The organism is Spiribacter aquaticus (assembly GCF_007625215.1).
Taxonomy (GTDB): Bacteria; Pseudomonadota; Gammaproteobacteria; order Nitrococcales; family Nitrococcaceae; genus Spiribacter; species Spiribacter roseus.
This window is the reverse complement of sequence record NZ_VMKP01000003.1, coordinates 319354-334731: the sequence shown is the minus strand read 5'-3', so window position 1 is coordinate 334731 and position 15378 is coordinate 319354. Positions and strand designations below refer to the sequence as shown.

19 protein-coding genes are annotated in these 15378 nt (G+C 68.7%); 11 read left to right on the top strand and 8 right to left on the bottom strand.

Annotated features, from left to right (window positions below):
- Nucleotides 1-24 precede the first annotated feature (24 nt).
- Nucleotides 25-504, bottom strand: a complete 480-nt coding sequence (gene rraA / locus FPL11_RS08160) for a ribonuclease E activity regulator RraA (protein ID WP_069134240.1) — start codon at nt 502-504, stop codon at nt 25-27.
- A gap of 146 nt (nt 505-650) precedes the next feature.
- On the opposite strand from rraA, the gene FPL11_RS08155 reads away from it, so the two are divergent.
- On the top strand, nt 651-1664 hold the full coding sequence (locus FPL11_RS08155) for a phosphoribulokinase (RefSeq protein WP_144348166.1): 1014 nt from the start codon (nt 651-653) through the stop codon (nt 1662-1664).
- Here the strand turns inward: FPL11_RS08155 and FPL11_RS08150 are convergent.
- Genes FPL11_RS08150 through FPL11_RS08140 form a run of 3 tightly spaced genes read right to left on the bottom strand, consistent with a single transcriptional unit; the run spans nt 1661 to nt 3811 of the window.
- Entirely contained in the window at nt 1661-2494 is an 834-nt protein-coding gene (locus FPL11_RS08150) for a patatin-like phospholipase family protein (RefSeq protein ID WP_144348165.1), read from the bottom strand. The two genes, FPL11_RS08155 and FPL11_RS08150, sit on opposite strands and share 4 nt — an antisense overlap.
- On the bottom strand, nt 2487-3083 hold the full coding sequence (locus FPL11_RS08145; RefSeq protein WP_144348164.1) for a YceI family protein: 597 nt from the start codon (nt 3081-3083) through the stop codon (nt 2487-2489). The genes FPL11_RS08150 and FPL11_RS08145 overlap by 8 nt, the downstream gene beginning before the upstream one ends.
- An 11-nt stretch (nt 3084-3094) precedes the next feature.
- Entirely contained in the window at nt 3095-3811 is a 717-nt protein-coding gene (locus FPL11_RS08140; protein ID WP_144348163.1) for a CDP-alcohol phosphatidyltransferase family protein, read from the bottom strand.
- 60 nt (nt 3812-3871) lie between these two features.
- On the opposite strand from FPL11_RS08140, the gene FPL11_RS08135 reads away from it, so the two are divergent.
- The 5 genes from FPL11_RS08135 to FPL11_RS08120 are packed head-to-tail and all read left to right on the top strand — an operon-like array spanning nt 3872 to nt 7990.
- Nucleotides 3872-4846, top strand: a complete 975-nt coding sequence (locus tag FPL11_RS08135; RefSeq protein ID WP_144348162.1) for a zinc-dependent alcohol dehydrogenase — start codon at nt 3872-3874, stop codon at nt 4844-4846.
- Between the two features lie 9 nt (nt 4847-4855).
- On the top strand, nt 4856-5260 hold the full coding sequence (locus FPL11_RS08130; RefSeq protein WP_144348161.1) for a 6-pyruvoyl trahydropterin synthase family protein: 405 nt from the start codon (nt 4856-4858) through the stop codon (nt 5258-5260).
- Nucleotides 5261-5277: 17 nt separating this feature from the next.
- Nucleotides 5278-6333 carry a glycosyltransferase family 4 protein gene (locus tag FPL11_RS08125; RefSeq protein WP_200833596.1) on the top strand — a complete coding sequence of 352 codons (1056 nt, stop codon included), beginning with the start codon at nt 5278-5280 and terminating at the stop codon, nt 6331-6333.
- The gene (locus FPL11_RS10100; protein ID WP_159308492.1) at nt 6303-7124 is read left to right on the top strand and encodes a class I SAM-dependent methyltransferase; all 822 of its coding nucleotides are present in this window, start codon (nt 6303-6305) and stop codon (nt 7122-7124) included. The genes FPL11_RS08125 and FPL11_RS10100 overlap by 31 nt, the downstream gene beginning before the upstream one ends.
- On the top strand, nt 7112-7990 hold the full coding sequence (locus FPL11_RS08120; RefSeq protein WP_159308493.1) for a lysylphosphatidylglycerol synthase transmembrane domain-containing protein: 879 nt from the start codon (nt 7112-7114) through the stop codon (nt 7988-7990). The genes FPL11_RS10100 and FPL11_RS08120 overlap by 13 nt, the downstream gene beginning before the upstream one ends.
- Here the strand turns inward: FPL11_RS08120 and FPL11_RS08115 are convergent.
- A complete protein-coding gene (locus FPL11_RS08115; RefSeq protein WP_144348158.1) occupies nt 7971-8795 on the bottom strand; it encodes a RibD family protein in 825 nt (274 codons plus the stop codon). The genes FPL11_RS08120 and FPL11_RS08115 overlap by 20 nt on opposite strands.
- A gap of 62 nt (nt 8796-8857) precedes the next feature.
- Between FPL11_RS08115 and FPL11_RS08110 the strand changes: the two genes are divergently transcribed.
- A complete protein-coding gene (locus FPL11_RS08110; protein ID WP_144348157.1) occupies nt 8858-9970 on the top strand; it encodes a GTP cyclohydrolase II in 1113 nt (370 codons plus the stop codon).
- On the opposite strand, the gene FPL11_RS08105 is transcribed toward FPL11_RS08110, so the two are convergent.
- From FPL11_RS08105 to FPL11_RS08095, 3 genes are read right to left on the bottom strand one after another with little or no spacing between them, the layout of a single operon-like run.
- Nucleotides 9967-10776, bottom strand: coding sequence for a creatininase family protein (locus FPL11_RS08105; protein ID WP_144348156.1), 810 nt, complete (start codon nt 10774-10776; stop codon nt 9967-9969). The two genes, FPL11_RS08110 and FPL11_RS08105, sit on opposite strands and share 4 nt — an antisense overlap.
- Entirely contained in the window at nt 10773-11453 is a 681-nt protein-coding gene (locus tag FPL11_RS08100) for a uracil-DNA glycosylase family protein (protein WP_144348155.1), read from the bottom strand. The genes FPL11_RS08105 and FPL11_RS08100 overlap by 4 nt, the downstream gene beginning before the upstream one ends.
- A 1-nt stretch (nt 11454) precedes the next feature.
- A complete protein-coding gene (locus tag FPL11_RS08095) occupies nt 11455-11874 on the bottom strand; it encodes a hypothetical protein (protein WP_069134273.1) in 420 nt (139 codons plus the stop codon).
- A gap of 94 nt (nt 11875-11968) precedes the next feature.
- On the opposite strand from FPL11_RS08095, the gene FPL11_RS08090 reads away from it, so the two are divergent.
- Genes FPL11_RS08090 through FPL11_RS08075 form a run of 4 tightly spaced genes read left to right on the top strand, consistent with a single transcriptional unit; the run spans nt 11969 to nt 15373 of the window.
- Entirely contained in the window at nt 11969-12415 is a 447-nt protein-coding gene (locus FPL11_RS08090) for a ProQ/FINO family protein (RefSeq protein WP_144348154.1), read from the top strand.
- Between the two features lie 31 nt (nt 12416-12446).
- Nucleotides 12447-12629, top strand: a complete 183-nt coding sequence (locus FPL11_RS08085) for a hypothetical protein (protein ID WP_069134227.1) — start codon at nt 12447-12449, stop codon at nt 12627-12629.
- 12 nt (nt 12630-12641) lie between these two features.
- On the top strand, nt 12642-13562 hold the full coding sequence (locus tag FPL11_RS08080) for an ABC transporter substrate-binding protein (protein WP_144348153.1): 921 nt from the start codon (nt 12642-12644) through the stop codon (nt 13560-13562).
- Between the two features lie 20 nt (nt 13563-13582).
- On the top strand, nt 13583-15373 hold the full coding sequence (locus tag FPL11_RS08075) for an SLC13 family permease (RefSeq protein ID WP_144348152.1): 1791 nt from the start codon (nt 13583-13585) through the stop codon (nt 15371-15373).
- The last annotated feature ends 5 nt before the right edge of the window (nt 15374-15378 follow it).

Below are 15378 nucleotides of genomic sequence, written 5' to 3'. Positions count from 1 at the left end.
CTCCTCCGGTGGTCGCCGCGCCGTTTACACCAGCGCCTGTTCTGCGATGACAATACCGTCGCGATCGGCACAGAGCCACTCACCGGGGGTCATGGTGGCGCCGGCCAGAGTCACCACGACGCCCACCTCGCCCGCGCCGTCGGGCTGACTGCGGCAGGGGTGGGTGTTGAGTGCCTTGATGCCGATGTCCAGATCGGCCAGATCGGCCGCGTCCCGCACGCAGCCATACACCAGCAGCCCGGCCCAGCCATTGTCCCGCGCCTTGGCCGCGAGCTGATCGCCCATCAGTGCGCAGCGCAGCGATCCCGAGCCGTCGACCACCAGCACCCGACCCTCGCCCGGGGTGTCGAGCACCTCCCGCACCCGGCTATTGTCCTCAAAGGTCTTCACCGTCTGAATCACGCCGGCAAAGCCGTGGCGGCCGCCGTAGTCACCGAAGATCGGGGCCAGCACGCGCAGCGCGTCGGCATGGTCGTCGCAGAGATCGGTTGTCTTGATTGCCATTCCGGGACTCCTTGGATGATGCCCCAACGCTAACCGGCCACTGATCTGTGAGCAACTCCGCGGGCCGTCTGGTTTGACACGCCGCCGCGGCGGCGGACAATACCGCTACGCGGCCCGTGTGGCCGGATGGCGGCGCAGGTCGAGCGATGACAGCCAGCTTTTCCCCCGACAAGGCGCCGCGCCCCGGCGCCAATCAGTTGCCTGCCCGACTGGCGGCGCGGGAGCGGCCGATCATCATCGGTGTCGCCGGCGACAGCGGCAGCGGCAAGAGCACCTATACCCAGGGCATCGAATGGCTGCTGGGCTCCGAGCGGGTCAGCCAGATCAGTCTTGACGGCTATCATGCCGAGGATCGGGCGACGCGCCGCGTATCCGGACGCACCCCGCTGGATCCCGAGGCCAACCACCTCGACCGCGCGGTCAGCCACATCAAGCGCCTGCGCGCCGGCGAAGCGGTCGAGGTGCCAGTGTACGACCATGCCTCGGGCACATTCCGCGCGCCGCGCCTGCATACGCCGACGCCGGTGGTGGTCATCGAGGGCCTGCACACCCTTTATCCGGCTTTCCGTCCGCTGCTCGACTTCTCGGTGTATGTGGACACGGCCGCCACCGTGAAGCGCGACTGGAAGCAGCGCCGTGACACGCGGGAACGCGGCTATGCGGAATCCGATGTGGCCGCCGAGATCGAGCGACGGGCCCATCAGTACGACCGCTGGATCGCCGGCCAGCAGGATGTCGCCGATGTCATCCTGCGCATCCACCCCAGCGAGCTCAGCGAACTGGCCGTGGGCCAGCTGAGCGCCGAAATGCCCGAGACCTGCTATCACCTGGAACTGATCGTGACGCCCCGTGACGATGATCAGCAGTCGCTGTTCCTGCCGGTGGATCTGAGCAACATGACCCGCCAGACCGCCATGCCCTTCATGCTGGCCACCGTGCCCAGTCAGTTCCGCGGCCAATCGGTGAATGTGCTGCATGTCGACGGCTACATGGCGCCCACGGCCCTTGAGACCCTGGAATATGCGATCTCCGCTTTTGTGGGGCTGGACGCGCCGGCGGGTGATCCGGTCAACGGCGCCACGCAGCCATCCACAGTCCGCTTCGCGCAGATGCTGGTGGCCTGGCCGGTGCTCAACCGGATTGTTGCACTGAGCGGCTAGTCGCGCAGGAAGGTCTCGATGGCGGGCTGCAGACGCGCAACCGCCGCCTCGCCCTCGGCGATCGCATCATCGGCACGATGCAGTTCCAGCAGATCAATGTGGGCAAGCTGCGGGGCGATCAACAGATCCGGCGGATCTCCAGCCATGCGGCTGCGGGTGATGCGATCCTGCATGACGTTCACCGCCGTGGCGATCACATCGAACACCCCCGGTGGGGCGCTGGCATCGGCGGGCTGCGCCGGAATGCGCCGGCCCATCAGGCCGTCGCTGAGGTTGACGGCGATCACCCGATCGGCCCCCATCGCGTGGCACAGTGAAATGGGCACCGGATTGACCAGCCCGCCATCCGCCAGCCACTCGGAATCCCGGTAGACCGGGGTAAAGAGCCCCGGCAGCGCCATTGACGCGCGCACCGCGCTGGCCAGATCCCCCCGGCGCAGCCAGCGCTCCTGGCCGCTGTACAGGTCCGTGGCCACCACCCCCAGCGGGCGCTGCAGGTCAGCAAAATCCACTGCCCCCAGGGTGCGGTCGAGCTGCGCCATCAATCGATGCCCCTGGATGAAACCGCCATGCCCCAGATTGACGTCGATGTAGCTCAGGACATCGCGGCGCTTGAGCGATCGCACCCAGGTCTCGAACGCGTCCAGCCGGCCGTTGCAGAACATCGCGGCGACGATGGCACCCACTGACGTCCCGGCGATGATTGACGGCTCGATGCCCTGCTGACGCAGGGCGCGGATGACGCCGATGTGTGCCCAGCCGCGCGCCGCGCCGCCGCCCAGGGCCAGGCCGATGCGCCCGCCCGGCGGCGACGGGCGTGACTCAGTCATCCTCGCGGATGGCCTCGAACTCGATGATCAGTTCGACCCGGTCACCCACCAGCTCATTCTCGAGCGCGTAGTCCATGCCGAACTCGCTGCGCCGGATCGCGCCACGCGCCGATCCGCCCAGGGTGTCGGCACCGCCAATGGGATGCTCACCGCGGCGATTGAGGGTCAGATCGAGCTCAATGGGGCGCGTGACGCCGAGCATCGTCAGCTCGCCGCGCAGGATGCCCTCGCCCTCACCGGTGGGTTCATAGCCGTTGGCCTCAAAGACGATCGTCGGATGGGCGTCCGCGGCCAGGAAGTCCCCGTCGCGCACATGACCATCGCGTTCATCGTGGCCGGTAAAGACGCTGTCAGCCGCCACTTCGACCCGCCCCGATTCGAGCGTTCGGGTCTCCGCGTCATAACGGAACCCGCCGCTGACATCAGTGAACTGGCCGAGGACATCGGCAAAGCGGGCGTGCCCGATCAGGAAACCGACACTGACATGGCTTTCATCCAGCCGGAAACGCTCCGGCTCGGCCTGGACCGGTGCCGTCATCAGGCCCAGCGCGAGCAACAGGGCCACCGCGCGCATTGCATTGTGAACCATGAGAGACCTCCTCAATGATCGGCTGTCCGCCATAACATGACCCCGTCCACGATAAAGGAATAACTGAGCAGGATCAGCAGCACGGCGGCCGACGGCGGCACCCAGGCGGCAGGAAAGTCCGGTGCCAGCAACACCACGAGGGCACCGGTCTGCACCCCGCAGATCACCCGGCGACGCTGTGAGGGCGGCAGGGGCCGGCGCAGCGCGGGACGCCAGTAACCGGCAAGGATGAACGCATAGCGCCAGCCACCGATGGCGAGCACCCAGGCACCCGCGAGATCAAGCCGGAGCAGCCACAGTGTCAGCACCAGCAGCAGCACGGCATCCAGCTCCATATCAAAGCGCGCCCCTGCAGGAGTCTGACAACCCAGACGCCGCGCCACCCAGCCATCGATGCCATCCAGCACAAAGGCCGTCATGCCGAGCGCGAAGGGCAGCATGGCGACGTTCGGCCCGCTCCCGGCAGCGGGCAGGAGCCCGACCAGCAACATCACGAGCAGGCCGCGCCCCATGGTCACCCGATCAGCGGGGGTCAGTACCCGGTTGCCCACAAGCCGCCACACCAGCAGGGCCAGCGCGGCATAGGCGGCCAGCGCTAGCGGCAGCACCCCGGCGGGCAGATCCAGTGTCTGCTGCAACCCGCCGGCGGCGGCGGTCAGCACAATGGCCGCCACCAGCAGGTCGGGTAGGATCTGCAGGGGTGAATCGTCCGTCCCGGGGGGAACCAATGCTACGCTCCGTTTTTCGAGTCAATTCCCCAAGTCTAGCAGTATGAGGACCGCATCGGCGTGACCCGTCAGCACAGCAGTCAGGCCTTCTGGATCGTGGCGCCGCGCAGCGGCGGGATCCGTGATGAATCGGTCACGGTAGCCGACGACGATTCGGTGGGCATCCGCGCCCTTTACTCGGGCATCAGTCATGGCACCGAGTCGCTGGTCTGGCAGGCGCGGATCCCCGTCAGCCAGCAGACCCGCATGCGCGCACCTTTCCAGGCCGGTGAGTTTCCAGCGCCGGTCAAGTATGGCTATGCCAGTGTCGGCGTGGTCGAGTCCGGCGCCGAGGCACTGATCGGACAGACGGTGTTCTGTCTCTACCCCCACCAGCGCCGCTACACCGTGCCGCTTGCCGCCGCCTATCCACTGCCGGCGGGCCTGCCGCCGGAGCGCGCGGTACTGGCCGCCAACGTCGAGACCGCCCTGAACATCTGCTGGGACGCCGAACCCCGAGCCGGCGAGCGCATCAGCGTGATCGGCGCGGGCGTGGTGGGTGCGCTCGCCGCCGCGCTCTGCGCCGAAATCCCCGGCACCGAGGTGGAGCTGGTGGACATCAATCCGGATCGCCACGCGCTTGCGGCGCCGCTGGGTGTCGCCTTTGCCACACCCGATGCCGCGCGCCCCGACAACGACCGGGTCATCCACGCGAGCGCCAGCGAGTCCGGCCTGGCCCTGGCCCTGAGGATCGTCGCGGACGAGGCCATGCTGGTCGAGGCGAGCTGGTTTGGTGACCATCCGCCCCAGGTGCCACTGGGCGAGGCCTTTCACTCGCGCCGCCTGACCCTGCGCGCCAGCCAGGTCGGACAGCTCGCCCCGGTCATGCGCCCGCGCTGGGACCATGGCCGACGCATGCGCAAGGCCCTGGAACTGCTGGCTCATCGCGCCCACTGGGATTGTCTGATCGACGGCGAGACCGCCTTTGATGATCTGCCCGCGACGATGGACTCGATCGTCACCCGGCCGGGTCTGTGTCACCGCATCAAGTATTAAGGAGACAGAATGTACAGCGTCAACGTCCGCGATCACTTCATGATCGCCCACAGCTTTCAGGGCGAGACATTCGGGCCCGCCCAGGCCCTGCACGGCGCCACTTACGTCACCGATGCCACGTTCTTTCGCGACGGCCTCGACGATGACAATGTGGTGGTGGACATTGCCCGCGCCAGCACGGTGCTGCACGACATCCTGTCGCGCTACAACCTCGTGAACCTCGACGGCCTGCCGGAGTTCGAGGGCGTCAACACCACCACGGAGTTTCTCGCCCGGCATATCGCCGATGCGCTGGCGACCGCCATTCACGCCGGTGAGCTGGGCGAAACCGCCCGCACCCTGGATCGACTGCGGATCACCCTGCACGAGTCGCACATCGCCTCGGCCGCCTACGAGCGCTCGCTCCAGCTGTGACCGTCTGCCATTTCCTGGTGCCGGGGTCACTGGACCGACCCACCGGGGGAAGCCGTTATGACCGTCGGATCATCGACGGCCTGCGCGGTGCGGGCGTTACCGTCGACGTCGACGCCCTGCCCGGCTGCTTTCCGGATGCCGACCCCACCGCCCGCGAGGCCGTGGATGCCACGCTTGCGCGGATCCCGGATGGTCGGGTGGTGGTGATCGACGGTCTGGTGCTGGGACGACTGGCGTCGACGGTGGCCCCGCACGCCGGGCGCCTTCACATTCATGCGCTGGTGCATCACCCCCTGGCCGATGAAACCGGCCATGACCCCGCCCGCGTGGAGCAACTGATCCATGACGAAGCCCGTGCGCTGGGCACGGCGACCCGCGTCATCGCCACCAGCGCCTTCACCGCCCAACGGCTGCGGACGCTGGGGTTGTACGCGGGCGAAGTCAGCGTCATCCCACCCGGATGCGCGCCGCGACCGCTCGCCACGGGACGGCCGGGGCAGCCGCCGTTGCTGCTCTGCGTCGCCTCGATCACGCCGCGCAAGGCCCAGCATCACCTGATCGAGGCGCTAGCCGGGCTGGTCGACCGACCCTGGCAGTGCCAGCTCATCGGCGCCTTGGATCTGGATCCCGACTATGCCGCCGCCATCGCCAGACAGCGCGACGCCGAGCGCCTGCAGGACCGCATCACCCTCACCGGCGCCGCCGACGAGCAGCGTCTGGACGAGGCCTATCGCCAGGCCGAGCTGTTCGTCCTGCCGTCGCTCTACGAGGGCTACGGCATGGTGATCAGCGAGGCCGTCGCTTATGGGCTGCCGGTGATCACCACCACCGGTGGTGCGCTGGCAACCACCCTTCCGCCGGAGGCCGGCATCGCTGTCCCGCCGGACGACCCGACAGCGCTGCGCGACGCCATCGCCGCGCTACTGGATGACCCCTCCCGACGTCAGGCCCTGGCGCGGGGGGCCCGTCGCGCCCGCCGCGAGCTCAATGACTGGGATCGGAGCGTCGCGCTTTTCATGGCTCTCATCGAGGAGGCATCGCCATGCCCGAGCAGTTTGCCGCCCGCTGGCTGACCCTGCGTGAGCCGGCCGACCATGCGGCCCGTGACGACACGCTACTCACGCCCCTGATCGACGTCCTGCCGCGGGATCGGACGATCCGTATCACCGATCTGGGCGCCGGTGCCGGCAGCAACCTGCGCTACCTGGGTCCACGCCTGCCCCAGGCGCAGGCGTGGACGCTCATCGATCATGATCGCGGGCTGCTCGACCAGGCGGTGGCTCTGGCGCATCCAGCCGGCGACGATCGCCACGTGGCACGGGTTCAGGCCCGGGCCCACCCGGCCGATCTCGGCACATTCCCTGACTGCCTCGACACAACGCCCGATCTGCTCACCGCCTCGGCCCTGCTCGATCTGGTGCCGGACGCCTGGCTGCGGCGGGTGGTGGACACCTGCTGCCGGCGCGGTCTGCCGGCCCTGTTCGCACTCAACGTGGACGGCCGCCTGGCGTTTTCCCCCACGCTGGAGGCTGACCAGCAGGTCGAGGCCGCGGTCCTTGCCCACCAGCGCGGAGCCAAGGACATGGGACCGGCGCTGGGCCCGGATGCCCCCGCCGTTGCAGCGCAGTTGTTCCGCGAGCGCGGGGCAAGCGTTGACTGCCGGGCCAGCGACTGGCATCTCACGCCGGAACAGGCTGCGCTGCAGCGGCCACTCATCGAGGGCTGGCATGCCGCCGCCCGAGCCCAGCAACCCGACGCCGCCGCGGTCATCGATCGCTGGCGGGACGAGCGCCTGCGCGCGCTCGAGCACAGTTTCATCACGGTCGGGCATCAGGACCTGCTGGTCATTCCGTGCCGCGACTGATCCGGCTGCTGGTCAGCCTGGCCATTCTGGGCCTGATCGCCCGGCAGTTCGGGGCCGGCGTGCTCGAGCGGCTGCAGGCCATCGAGCCGGGCTGGATGATCGTGGCGCTGTCCATCACCGTTGCCCAGGTGCTGCTGTCGGCATGGCGCTGGCGGTTTACCGCGGCCCGGCTGCAGATCGCGCTGCCGGCGGGCCGCGCCGTGGGCGAGTACTACCTGGCGACGCTGGTCAATCAGGTGCTGCCCGGCGGTGTGGTGGGCGACGCTCAGCGCGCCTGGCGCCACAGTCAGGGCATGCCGCGGCGTGGACCGGCCTTTCAGGCGGTGGTCATCGAGCGGCTATCGGGTCAGCTCGCCATGGTGGCCATCGCGGTGGGCGTATGGGTCTACTGGCCGCCCGGCGGCGCGCTGAGCCTGCCCATTTCGTCGGGCGGCCTGGCATTGGCGGCGCTGACGGCCGCCGCGGTGGTCATCGCCATCGGCCTGATTCCGCGCCACCGGCGCGCCTGGCTCGGCGACTGGCGTCGCGCACTGCACTCGGCGCTGCTGACCCCCCGGGTGCTGCCCATCCAGCTGGCCGCTTCCCTGGCCGTCGCGGCCAGCTATATCGCGGTCTACGCCTGCTGCGTTCTGGCACTGGATCCGGCGACACCGGCGTCCGCCTGGCTGCCACTGATACCACTGGTCCTGTTCACCATGCTGATCCCTGCAAGCATCGCGGGATGGGGACTGCGCGAGGGGGCGGCCGCCCTGCTCTGGCCGCTCGCCGGGTTGCCCGCGGCGGAGGGCATCACCGCCGCGGTACTCTACGGCGCGCTGTCACTGGCGGCCAGCACGCCCGGCCTGATCATGCTGATACGGCGTTGAAATCGAGCCGGTAGAGCCGATCATCCCCCAGGTCGAAGGGCGTCACCGCGGGGCGCAGGGCCTCGTCCATGTGATCGATGCGCGGCAGATTCAGGCCGGTTGGCCCTGATCCAATGATCACCGGCGCGACCACCAGATAGAGCGTATCCACCAGGCCCGCCGCCAGCCATGCGGAAACGGTCCTGGCCCCACCTTCCACCAGCAGTCGCTGCACACCCGCCGCGGCCAGGCACTGCAGCGCTGTGGCCGGCGCCAGATCGGGCAGCGCAAAACGGCGATCCACCGCGGGAGCCGCCACCGACGGGCCGGTCAGCGCCCAGGTGGGGGCCGCGCCATCCCGCAGGAGCGCCGCGTCAGCCGGCAGCCCGCTGCGACTCATGACCACCGCTCGAACCGGGTTGGGTCCCGCCACTTCACGGACGGTCAGGCGTGGATTGTCGGCGACGACGGTCCCGGCGCCGACCAGCACCGCATCGCAGAGCGCCCGCAGGCGATGCAGGTGGACCCGGTCAGCGGCGCCCGTCACGTAATGGGAATGCCCGGTTGCCGTGGCGATACGCCCGTCGAGGCTCTGGCCAAGCTGCGCGACCACCCGCGGCCGTTGCCGGACCGGGGCGAGCAACGGGGCATAGCGCGCCTGCAGTGCCGGGGCGACGGCCTCGGCAGCGATTCCGCCGATATCCGCCGGCCATTCCACCGGTTGCGCCGCAGCGGGCAGGGAACAGCGCCGGCATTGGGCGACGAGCGCTTCCCAGCCCATCGGCGGTGGGGCCGCCGCCCCGCGGGATCGGTTATGCTGTGTCATGTTGACGGAATTGTTGCAGGCATGAACGGTCTATTGCGAGAAGTTGATTCCAAGGAGCAGGCATGCAGCGCATCCGGCGCGCACTGATCGACCTCAGACGGGGTGAGCCCGTCCACGTGACCCATCCCGCCGGCGCGATGCTGGTGCTGGCACTGGAAAACCTCAGCGACAGTCTGATGGCCCGGGCGCGGTCGCTGGCCTCCGGGGAGGTGCGGCTGCTGATGACCCGCCACCGGGCACGGGCCATCGGCATGGAAACCGCCCCCGGCGAGGATCTGGCCGTTCCCCTGGATACCGATGACGGCGTCGCGACCGCGGTCACACTGGCCGGCGATCTCACGACCCGCAGCGCCGAGCCGGTGGCCCGTAATGCCCGCGCCGACGAGCAGGCTGCCCTGGATCTGGCCCGTCAGGCCACACTGCTGCCGGCGCTGATCGCCCTCGATACCCATGACGACGACCGCGCATTGGTCGATGACATCCGCAACGGCGAAATCCTCTCGGTTGATGTCGCGGATATCCACGCAGCGGGTATCGAGAATGCCCGCCAGCCGGAGCGCATCAGCGAAGCGCAGGTCCCGCTGGCCGATTCAGAGCAATCGCGGTTCATTCTCTACCGCGAGGCGGACGGGCTGCTCGAGCATGTCGCGCTGATGGTGGGCGATCCCGACCACTGGCCGGACACGCCGGCGCTGCGTATGCACTCGGCCTGCCTCACCGGGGATCTGTTCGGATCGCTGCGCTGCGACTGCGGCGAGCAGCTGCGCAGTGCCGTGGGCACGATCGCCGATGAGGGCGGCGGAATCCTGCTCTACCTCGCCCAGGAGGGGCGCGGCATTGGTCTTGCCAATAAACTGAGGGCCTACGGCCTCCAGGACACGGGCCTCGACACCGTCGACGCCGATCGGCTGCTGGGCTTCGGCGCGGATGAACGCCGTTATGAGGTGGCCGCGGCCATGCTCGACGATCTGGGGATCAGCCGCGTCCGCCTGATGACCAACAACCCCGGCAAGATTGCGGCCCTCGAGCGGCACGGCATTCAGATCGCCGGCCGCGAGGCGGTTCACGGCGCACTCAACCGCCACAACGAGCGCTACCTGACCACCAAGGCGGAGCGCGCGGGCCACTGGCTGGATGATGTGGTTTCGCAGTCGGTGGGCGAACAGCCCCGCTAATACCCCGGTGCTGGCGGCGACAGGCACGCCAGGGGGAAATCCGCCGCCTCGGTCAGAATGGCGGCCAGTGCGTCGGCATAGTGCCGGGCCAGGCGGGCACCCAGCGCCGCATCCGCCAACCGGGCATCCCCGCAGACGCCGGCCGGATTGAGGTCGCCGGCCAGCCAGGCGAATCGTGCCGGGCGCGACTCGGCACCGATCCACGCAAACGCCGCCAGGGCCTCGAACTCCACCGAGGCGTGATGGGCAATCGCGCTGGCCACCACCTGCTGCGGCGCGAAGTGCCACATCAACGCCGTCTCCAGCGCGCCGCCGTGCAGCCCCTCGCGGGCCTCGCGGGCGGTCAGCGCATCAGCAGGGGGCGGAAAGTCGAAATAACAGGCCTGCACCACCAGCAGACCAAAATCCCGGCGCAGCCGCAGCGCCGCGGTGGCCATCGCCGCCAGGTTGCCACCATGCGCGGAGAACATCACCACGCGGCGCAGCCCGGCGCGGGCCAGCGACGCCCCCAGATCATAGAGCATGGCCTCGAAAGTGGCCGAGGAAAGCGCCAGGGTACCGGCCCAATCCATGTGCTCAACGCCCTGTCCCAGTGCCTGGGTGGGCATCCGCAACACGTGCACCCGCTCATCACAGCGCTGCATGGCCGCTTTTGAGAGCCCCTCCGCGATCCAGGCGTCAGTGGCCAGGGGCAGGTGCCCCCCGTGCTGCTCTATGGCCCCCAGCGGCAGCAGTGCGACACTCGCCTCGCTGATATCGTCGCGCAGGGAATGGGTGGTGTGGTCGGCCCAGTCGTGGGCAGTCATGCCCGGCCCTCCAGCGCGTCCAGGCGCGCCGCCAGTAGACCCGGGAAGCGCTTGAACCAGGTGGCATTGAGCGGCGAGGGATGCGGCAGCGGATGCAATCGCAGCGACCGTCGCCGTCCATCCGGGCCCTGGAATGCAATGTCGAGGGATTTTGAGAAACGCCCGTCAAGCCGCCAGTGATCATCCAGCCGCCGGCGCTCGGCCGGCGACTGTTCAAGACCGAACCAGAAAAAGGCTTCGCGCCCGAGGGTGATCACCTCGCGCCCCTGCCATTGATCCAGCAACAGTTCGGCGACCAGGGGCTGGAAGTGTCGTTTGACGCCCATGGGCCAGGCCTTGTTGCCAACGGGTTTGTAGGGGACGGTGTTGGCCCAGAAATAGGGCGCACCGGCGGCCAGTGCCCCGGCGGTGTCGGTGAGCGGGGCGTGAAACCGGCGCTCGTGCAGCACCCGTCGGACCTGCCGGCCGCCGGCGCCGATGAAGGGCACGCCGACATGCACCTCATCGCGCCCCGGGTCGCGACCGAAAAAGGCAATGCGGGCATCCGCCGGCCCGAGACCGAATATCGGTTCAGTCGGGTCCCGCCCGGCGGCGGCATAGACCGCATCATCGCGACCGGTGAGCCCGGCGGCCGCCGTGCGAAAGCGCTCGCGCAGGGCGCCGGGCAGGGTCCGCATGTCAGTGCACGGTGGCCTGACGCTCGCGGGATTCCTTGAGCACGCCCACGACGTCTTCTTCCCAGCTCTTGGCGAGTGGCGACTGGGCCACCAGTGCCGAGACCTCGTCGGCGCTGACGGGATCACCCCCATCGTCGCCGACGGCGAGGCGGAAGTGATCCGCGTCGCGCAGCTCGTAGGCGCGCTCCCCGCTGTCGCCATCGCCCACGCGCAGCGTGATTTCGTCGGCGTCGACGATCGCCCGCCAGTTGACCTGCGCCATCCAGCCGCGGGCGTTGGAGTACAGGGACACGCCCGCCAGCTCATGGCCGCTGCCCCGCTGATTGTCCATGACGTGGACGCTGCTCGAGAGGTGCTCGAATGGATTGTCTTCGAGAATCTGCAGGAGCTCTTGCTTGGGGATAACGGGCTCTGCTCTCATCGAATCCACCTTTGCAGTCACATGTTTCATGGTTGCATCATACAACCCGACCGCCGGTCTGTTGACCCATATCCGCATCGCGTATGCTTTAGCCATGTCCAATTCCAATCGCCAGAGGCAGCGGCGCGCCGAGCGCACCCGCGAATTCCTCAACGAACTCAGCCAGCGCTATCCGGCGTGCTTTGCCCGCCAGCGGGACCGGATCCGTCCCCTGGAGATCGGTATTGAGAAGGCATTGCGCAGCGACCTCGATGACCCGCCCGCGGACGAGCCGATCCCCAATTGGCTCATCCGCCAGGCACTCGCCCGGTATACGCGGGCACCCGCCTATCTGAACGCCATCATCGCCGGCCATGACCGGATCAATCTACAGGGCGAGCCGGTCGAGGCAGTGACCGAATCGGCCATCAGCCGCGCCCGCGAACAGCGCGCTGAGCAGAAACAGCGCAGCGCGGAGCGCAAACGCCAGCAGGCGGAGGAAGCCGAGGCCCGCCAGCGTCAGGAAAAACTCGAGCAGCTCGCCAACCGCTTCAATCAGTAATCAACTCAACCTTTCGCAGCAGGACCTATCATTGAACCGAAGCATTGATCTGAAGGCGTTGAGCCGGGAGGCGCTTGACGCGCTGCGCGGCCAGATCGACCAGGAGCTCGAAGCACGCGCGTTCGAGCAGCGGCTGCGCCGTGACCTGGAGTCCCATCGCAATCGGCAGGCCTGGATCGACAGCCACCACTCGGGCCAGCGCCGTCGACGCTAGCGCCGGCTGACCATGAGCCAGCGCATTGTCTCCCTGCTCCCCGGTGCCACCGAAATCGTCGCCGCACTGGGACTCGGCGATCAGCTGGTGGGGATTTCGGCGGAGTGTGATCAGCCACCGGCGCTGATGGATCGCCCGCGGGTCAGTCTGGCCGCGCTGGAAACCACCGAAAGCGACCCGGCGGCGATTGACCGCGAAGTCCGCGACCGACTCGCCCGGGGGGCCCCGCTTTTCCAGGCCGACCCGGAAACGCTTCGGGCCCTGCGTCCGGATCTGATCCTCTCGCAGTCGCTGTGTGACGTCTGCGCAGCGACGCCCGCCAGCCTGACCGCCGAGGCCATCGGCGCCGCGACGGTGCTCGCACTCGATGGGCGCGACCTCTCCGGCCTGCTGCAGGACATCCGACGGGTGGCGGAGGCCGCCGGTGTGCCGGCCCGTGGCGAGGCACTCATCGCGGCACTCGACCGGCGGCGTCACGCCATTGCACCCGCGACTGGCGAGCGGCCCCGGGTACTGGCGGTGGAATGGCCCGAGCCGCTGTTCATCGGGGGGCACTGGGTACCCGATATGATCGTCAGCGCCGGGGGGCGGCCGCTCAACGCGCCGGGCGATCACTCGGTGGTCATCGACTGGGACGCGGTGCGCGCTTTCGCCCCCTCACATATTCTGGTGCTACCCTGCGGCCAGTCGCTGGCGGGGGCGGAGGAAGGGTTGCGGCGCCTGCGCGGGCGCCCCGGCTGGAGCGAACTGCCCGCCGTCCTGGACGCCCGGGTCCATCTGCTCGACGGCAACCGATTCTTCAGTCGCCCGGGGCCGGCCGCCGTGACGGGGCTGGAGATCGTCGCCCATCTCCTTGGCACTGGATCGAGCGCCGACCCCGCTCCCGGGGCATGGCGAACCGCGACGCCGACCGAGATCAGACCGGGGGCTTGAACGGCAACGGAGTAATGCCGATGGGTTGGGAAGGCTGGCTGACGATTCTTGTGGTCCTGTCGGTACTGGCAGGGCTGGCGAGCGGCATTGCCTCGCCGGTCGGGGTGCTGTTCGCCGCACTGGCCGTACTGGTCACGGCGACGGCGGTCAGTGGCAGCGGGCAGCTGCTCGACGCCGCCAGCGCCGCCCAGGGGTTCGGCAGCAGCGGCCTGATCACCGTCGGGCTGCTGTTCGTGGTCGCGTCCGGGCTGACCCGGACCGGCGCCATCGCCATGATCGCCGACCCGCTGATCACCCGCTCGCGCGGCCTCCGCTCCGCGCAGCTGGGGCTGTTGACGCCGGTGGCGGGGCTCAGCGCCTTTCTCAACAACACCCCCATCGTCGCCGTCTTCCTGCCGGTGGTCGATGACCTGGCGCGGCGCCTTCAGCTGCCGGCCTCGCGGCTCTATCTGCCCCTGAGCTATGCCGCCATTCTGGGCGGGACATGCACGCTCATTGGCACCAGCACCAACCTGATCATCAACGAGCTCGCCCGCGACGGTCGCGGCCTGCCGGGGCTGGGCCTGTTCGAGCTGGCCTGGGTGGGTGTGCCCATCACCGCGGTGGGGCTGATCTATCTGCTGGCGGCCTCGCCCTGGCTGCTGCCGGACCGCCGTGACCTGAGCGCCGACCGACTCGACCCCCGCCAGTACACCGTCGAGGTGGAAGTGGTCCAGGACGGCCCGCTGGTCGGCAAACGCATCGAGGAGGCGGGGCTGCGCCATCTGCCCGGCCTGTTCCTGGCCGAAATCGAGCGTCAGGGCGAGGTCATTCCGGCGGTGGGGCCCACCGAAAAACTCCGCGCCGGCGACCGACTGGTGTTTGTCGGGGTGCTGGAGTCCGTGGTCGACCTGCACAAGATGCGCGGACTGCGACCGGCCACCCGGGCGGTGGAAGACCTGGACGAGCCGCGCCGGGAACGGTGCCTGGTGGAGGCCGTGGTCTCTGAAGCCTGCCCGCTGGTGGGCCGCAGCATTCGCGATGGCCGTTTCCGCGAGCGCTATCAGGCGGCGGTCATCGCGGTGGCCCGAGGCGGTCGCCAGCTGCCCGGTAAGATCGGCGACATCGTGCTGCGCCCGGGCGATACCCTGTTGCTCGAAACCCACCCGAGCTTTGTGCGTCGCCAGCGCGACGCCCGCGACTTCTATCTGGTCAGCGGCGTCGAGGACTCGGCACCCCCCCAGCATGATAAGGCCGGGCTGGCCATCCCGATCCTGATCGGCATGGTGGCCCTAGCGGCAAGCCCGTGGATGAGCATGCTCAATGCCGCCCTGCTCGCGGCAATGGCCCTGGTGATCACGCGCTGCATCGAGCTGGGCGAGGCCATCCGCAACGTCAACTGGAACGTCCTGCTGGTCATCGGTGCGGCATTGGGCGTCGGTCAGGCCATGGACAACAGTGGGGCCGCCGCGGTCATCGGCAGCCAGGTCATCGCCCTGACCGCCGATCGCCCGCTGCTGACCCTCGCGGCGATCTATCTACTGACGCTGGTCACCACCGAGATGATCACCAACAACGCCGCCGCCGTGCTGATCTTTCCCATTGCCATGGCGGCGGCGGAATCCCTCGGGGTCTCATCGACGCCGTTCGCCGTGACCATCATGATCGCGGCGTCCGCGGCCTTTGCCACGCCCATCGGCTATCAGACCAACCTCATGGTGTTCGGACCGGGCGGCTACCGGTTCGGCGACTATGTCCGCTTCGGCCTGCCCCTGAATCTGATCGCCATGCTGCTGGCATTGCTGATCATCCCCCGGGTCTGGCCCCTCTAGGAACG

Bases quoted from the DNA above. Each gene is read 5' to 3' on its own strand.
- FPL11_RS08095 (WP_069134273.1), bottom strand. From the start codon at position 11,874: ATGAGAGCAGAGCCCGTTATCCCCAAGCAAGAGCTCCTGCAGATTCTC.
- rraA (WP_069134240.1), bottom strand. From the start codon at position 504: ATGGCAATCAAGACAACCGATCTCTGCGACGACCATGCCGACGCGCTG.
- FPL11_RS08105 (WP_144348156.1), bottom strand. From the start codon at position 10,776: ATGACTGCCCACGACTGGGCCGACCACACCACCCATTCCCTGCGCGAC.
- FPL11_RS08115 (WP_144348158.1), bottom strand. From the start codon at position 8,795: ATGACACAGCATAACCGATCCCGCGGGGCGGCGGCCCCACCGCCGATG.
- FPL11_RS08080 (WP_144348153.1), top strand. From the start codon at position 12,642: ATGAGCCAGCGCATTGTCTCCCTGCTCCCCGGTGCCACCGAAATCGTC.
- FPL11_RS10100 (WP_159308492.1), top strand. From the start codon at position 6,303: ATGCCCGAGCAGTTTGCCGCCCGCTGGCTGACCCTGCGTGAGCCGGCC.
- FPL11_RS08155 (WP_144348166.1), top strand. From the start codon at position 651: ATGACAGCCAGCTTTTCCCCCGACAAGGCGCCGCGCCCCGGCGCCAAT.
- FPL11_RS08075 (WP_144348152.1), top strand. From the start codon at position 13,583: ATGGGTTGGGAAGGCTGGCTGACGATTCTTGTGGTCCTGTCGGTACTG.
- FPL11_RS08100 (WP_144348155.1), bottom strand. From the start codon at position 11,453: ATGCGGACCCTGCCCGGCGCCCTGCGCGAGCGCTTTCGCACGGCGGCC.
- FPL11_RS08150 (WP_144348165.1), bottom strand. From the start codon at position 2,494: ATGACTGAGTCACGCCCGTCGCCGCCGGGCGGGCGCATCGGCCTGGCC.
- FPL11_RS08145 (WP_144348164.1), bottom strand. From the start codon at position 3,083: ATGGTTCACAATGCAATGCGCGCGGTGGCCCTGTTGCTCGCGCTGGGC.
- FPL11_RS08130 (WP_144348161.1), top strand. From the start codon at position 4,856: ATGTACAGCGTCAACGTCCGCGATCACTTCATGATCGCCCACAGCTTT.
- FPL11_RS08110 (WP_144348157.1), top strand. From the start codon at position 8,858: ATGCAGCGCATCCGGCGCGCACTGATCGACCTCAGACGGGGTGAGCCC.
- FPL11_RS08090 (WP_144348154.1), top strand. From the start codon at position 11,969: ATGTCCAATTCCAATCGCCAGAGGCAGCGGCGCGCCGAGCGCACCCGC.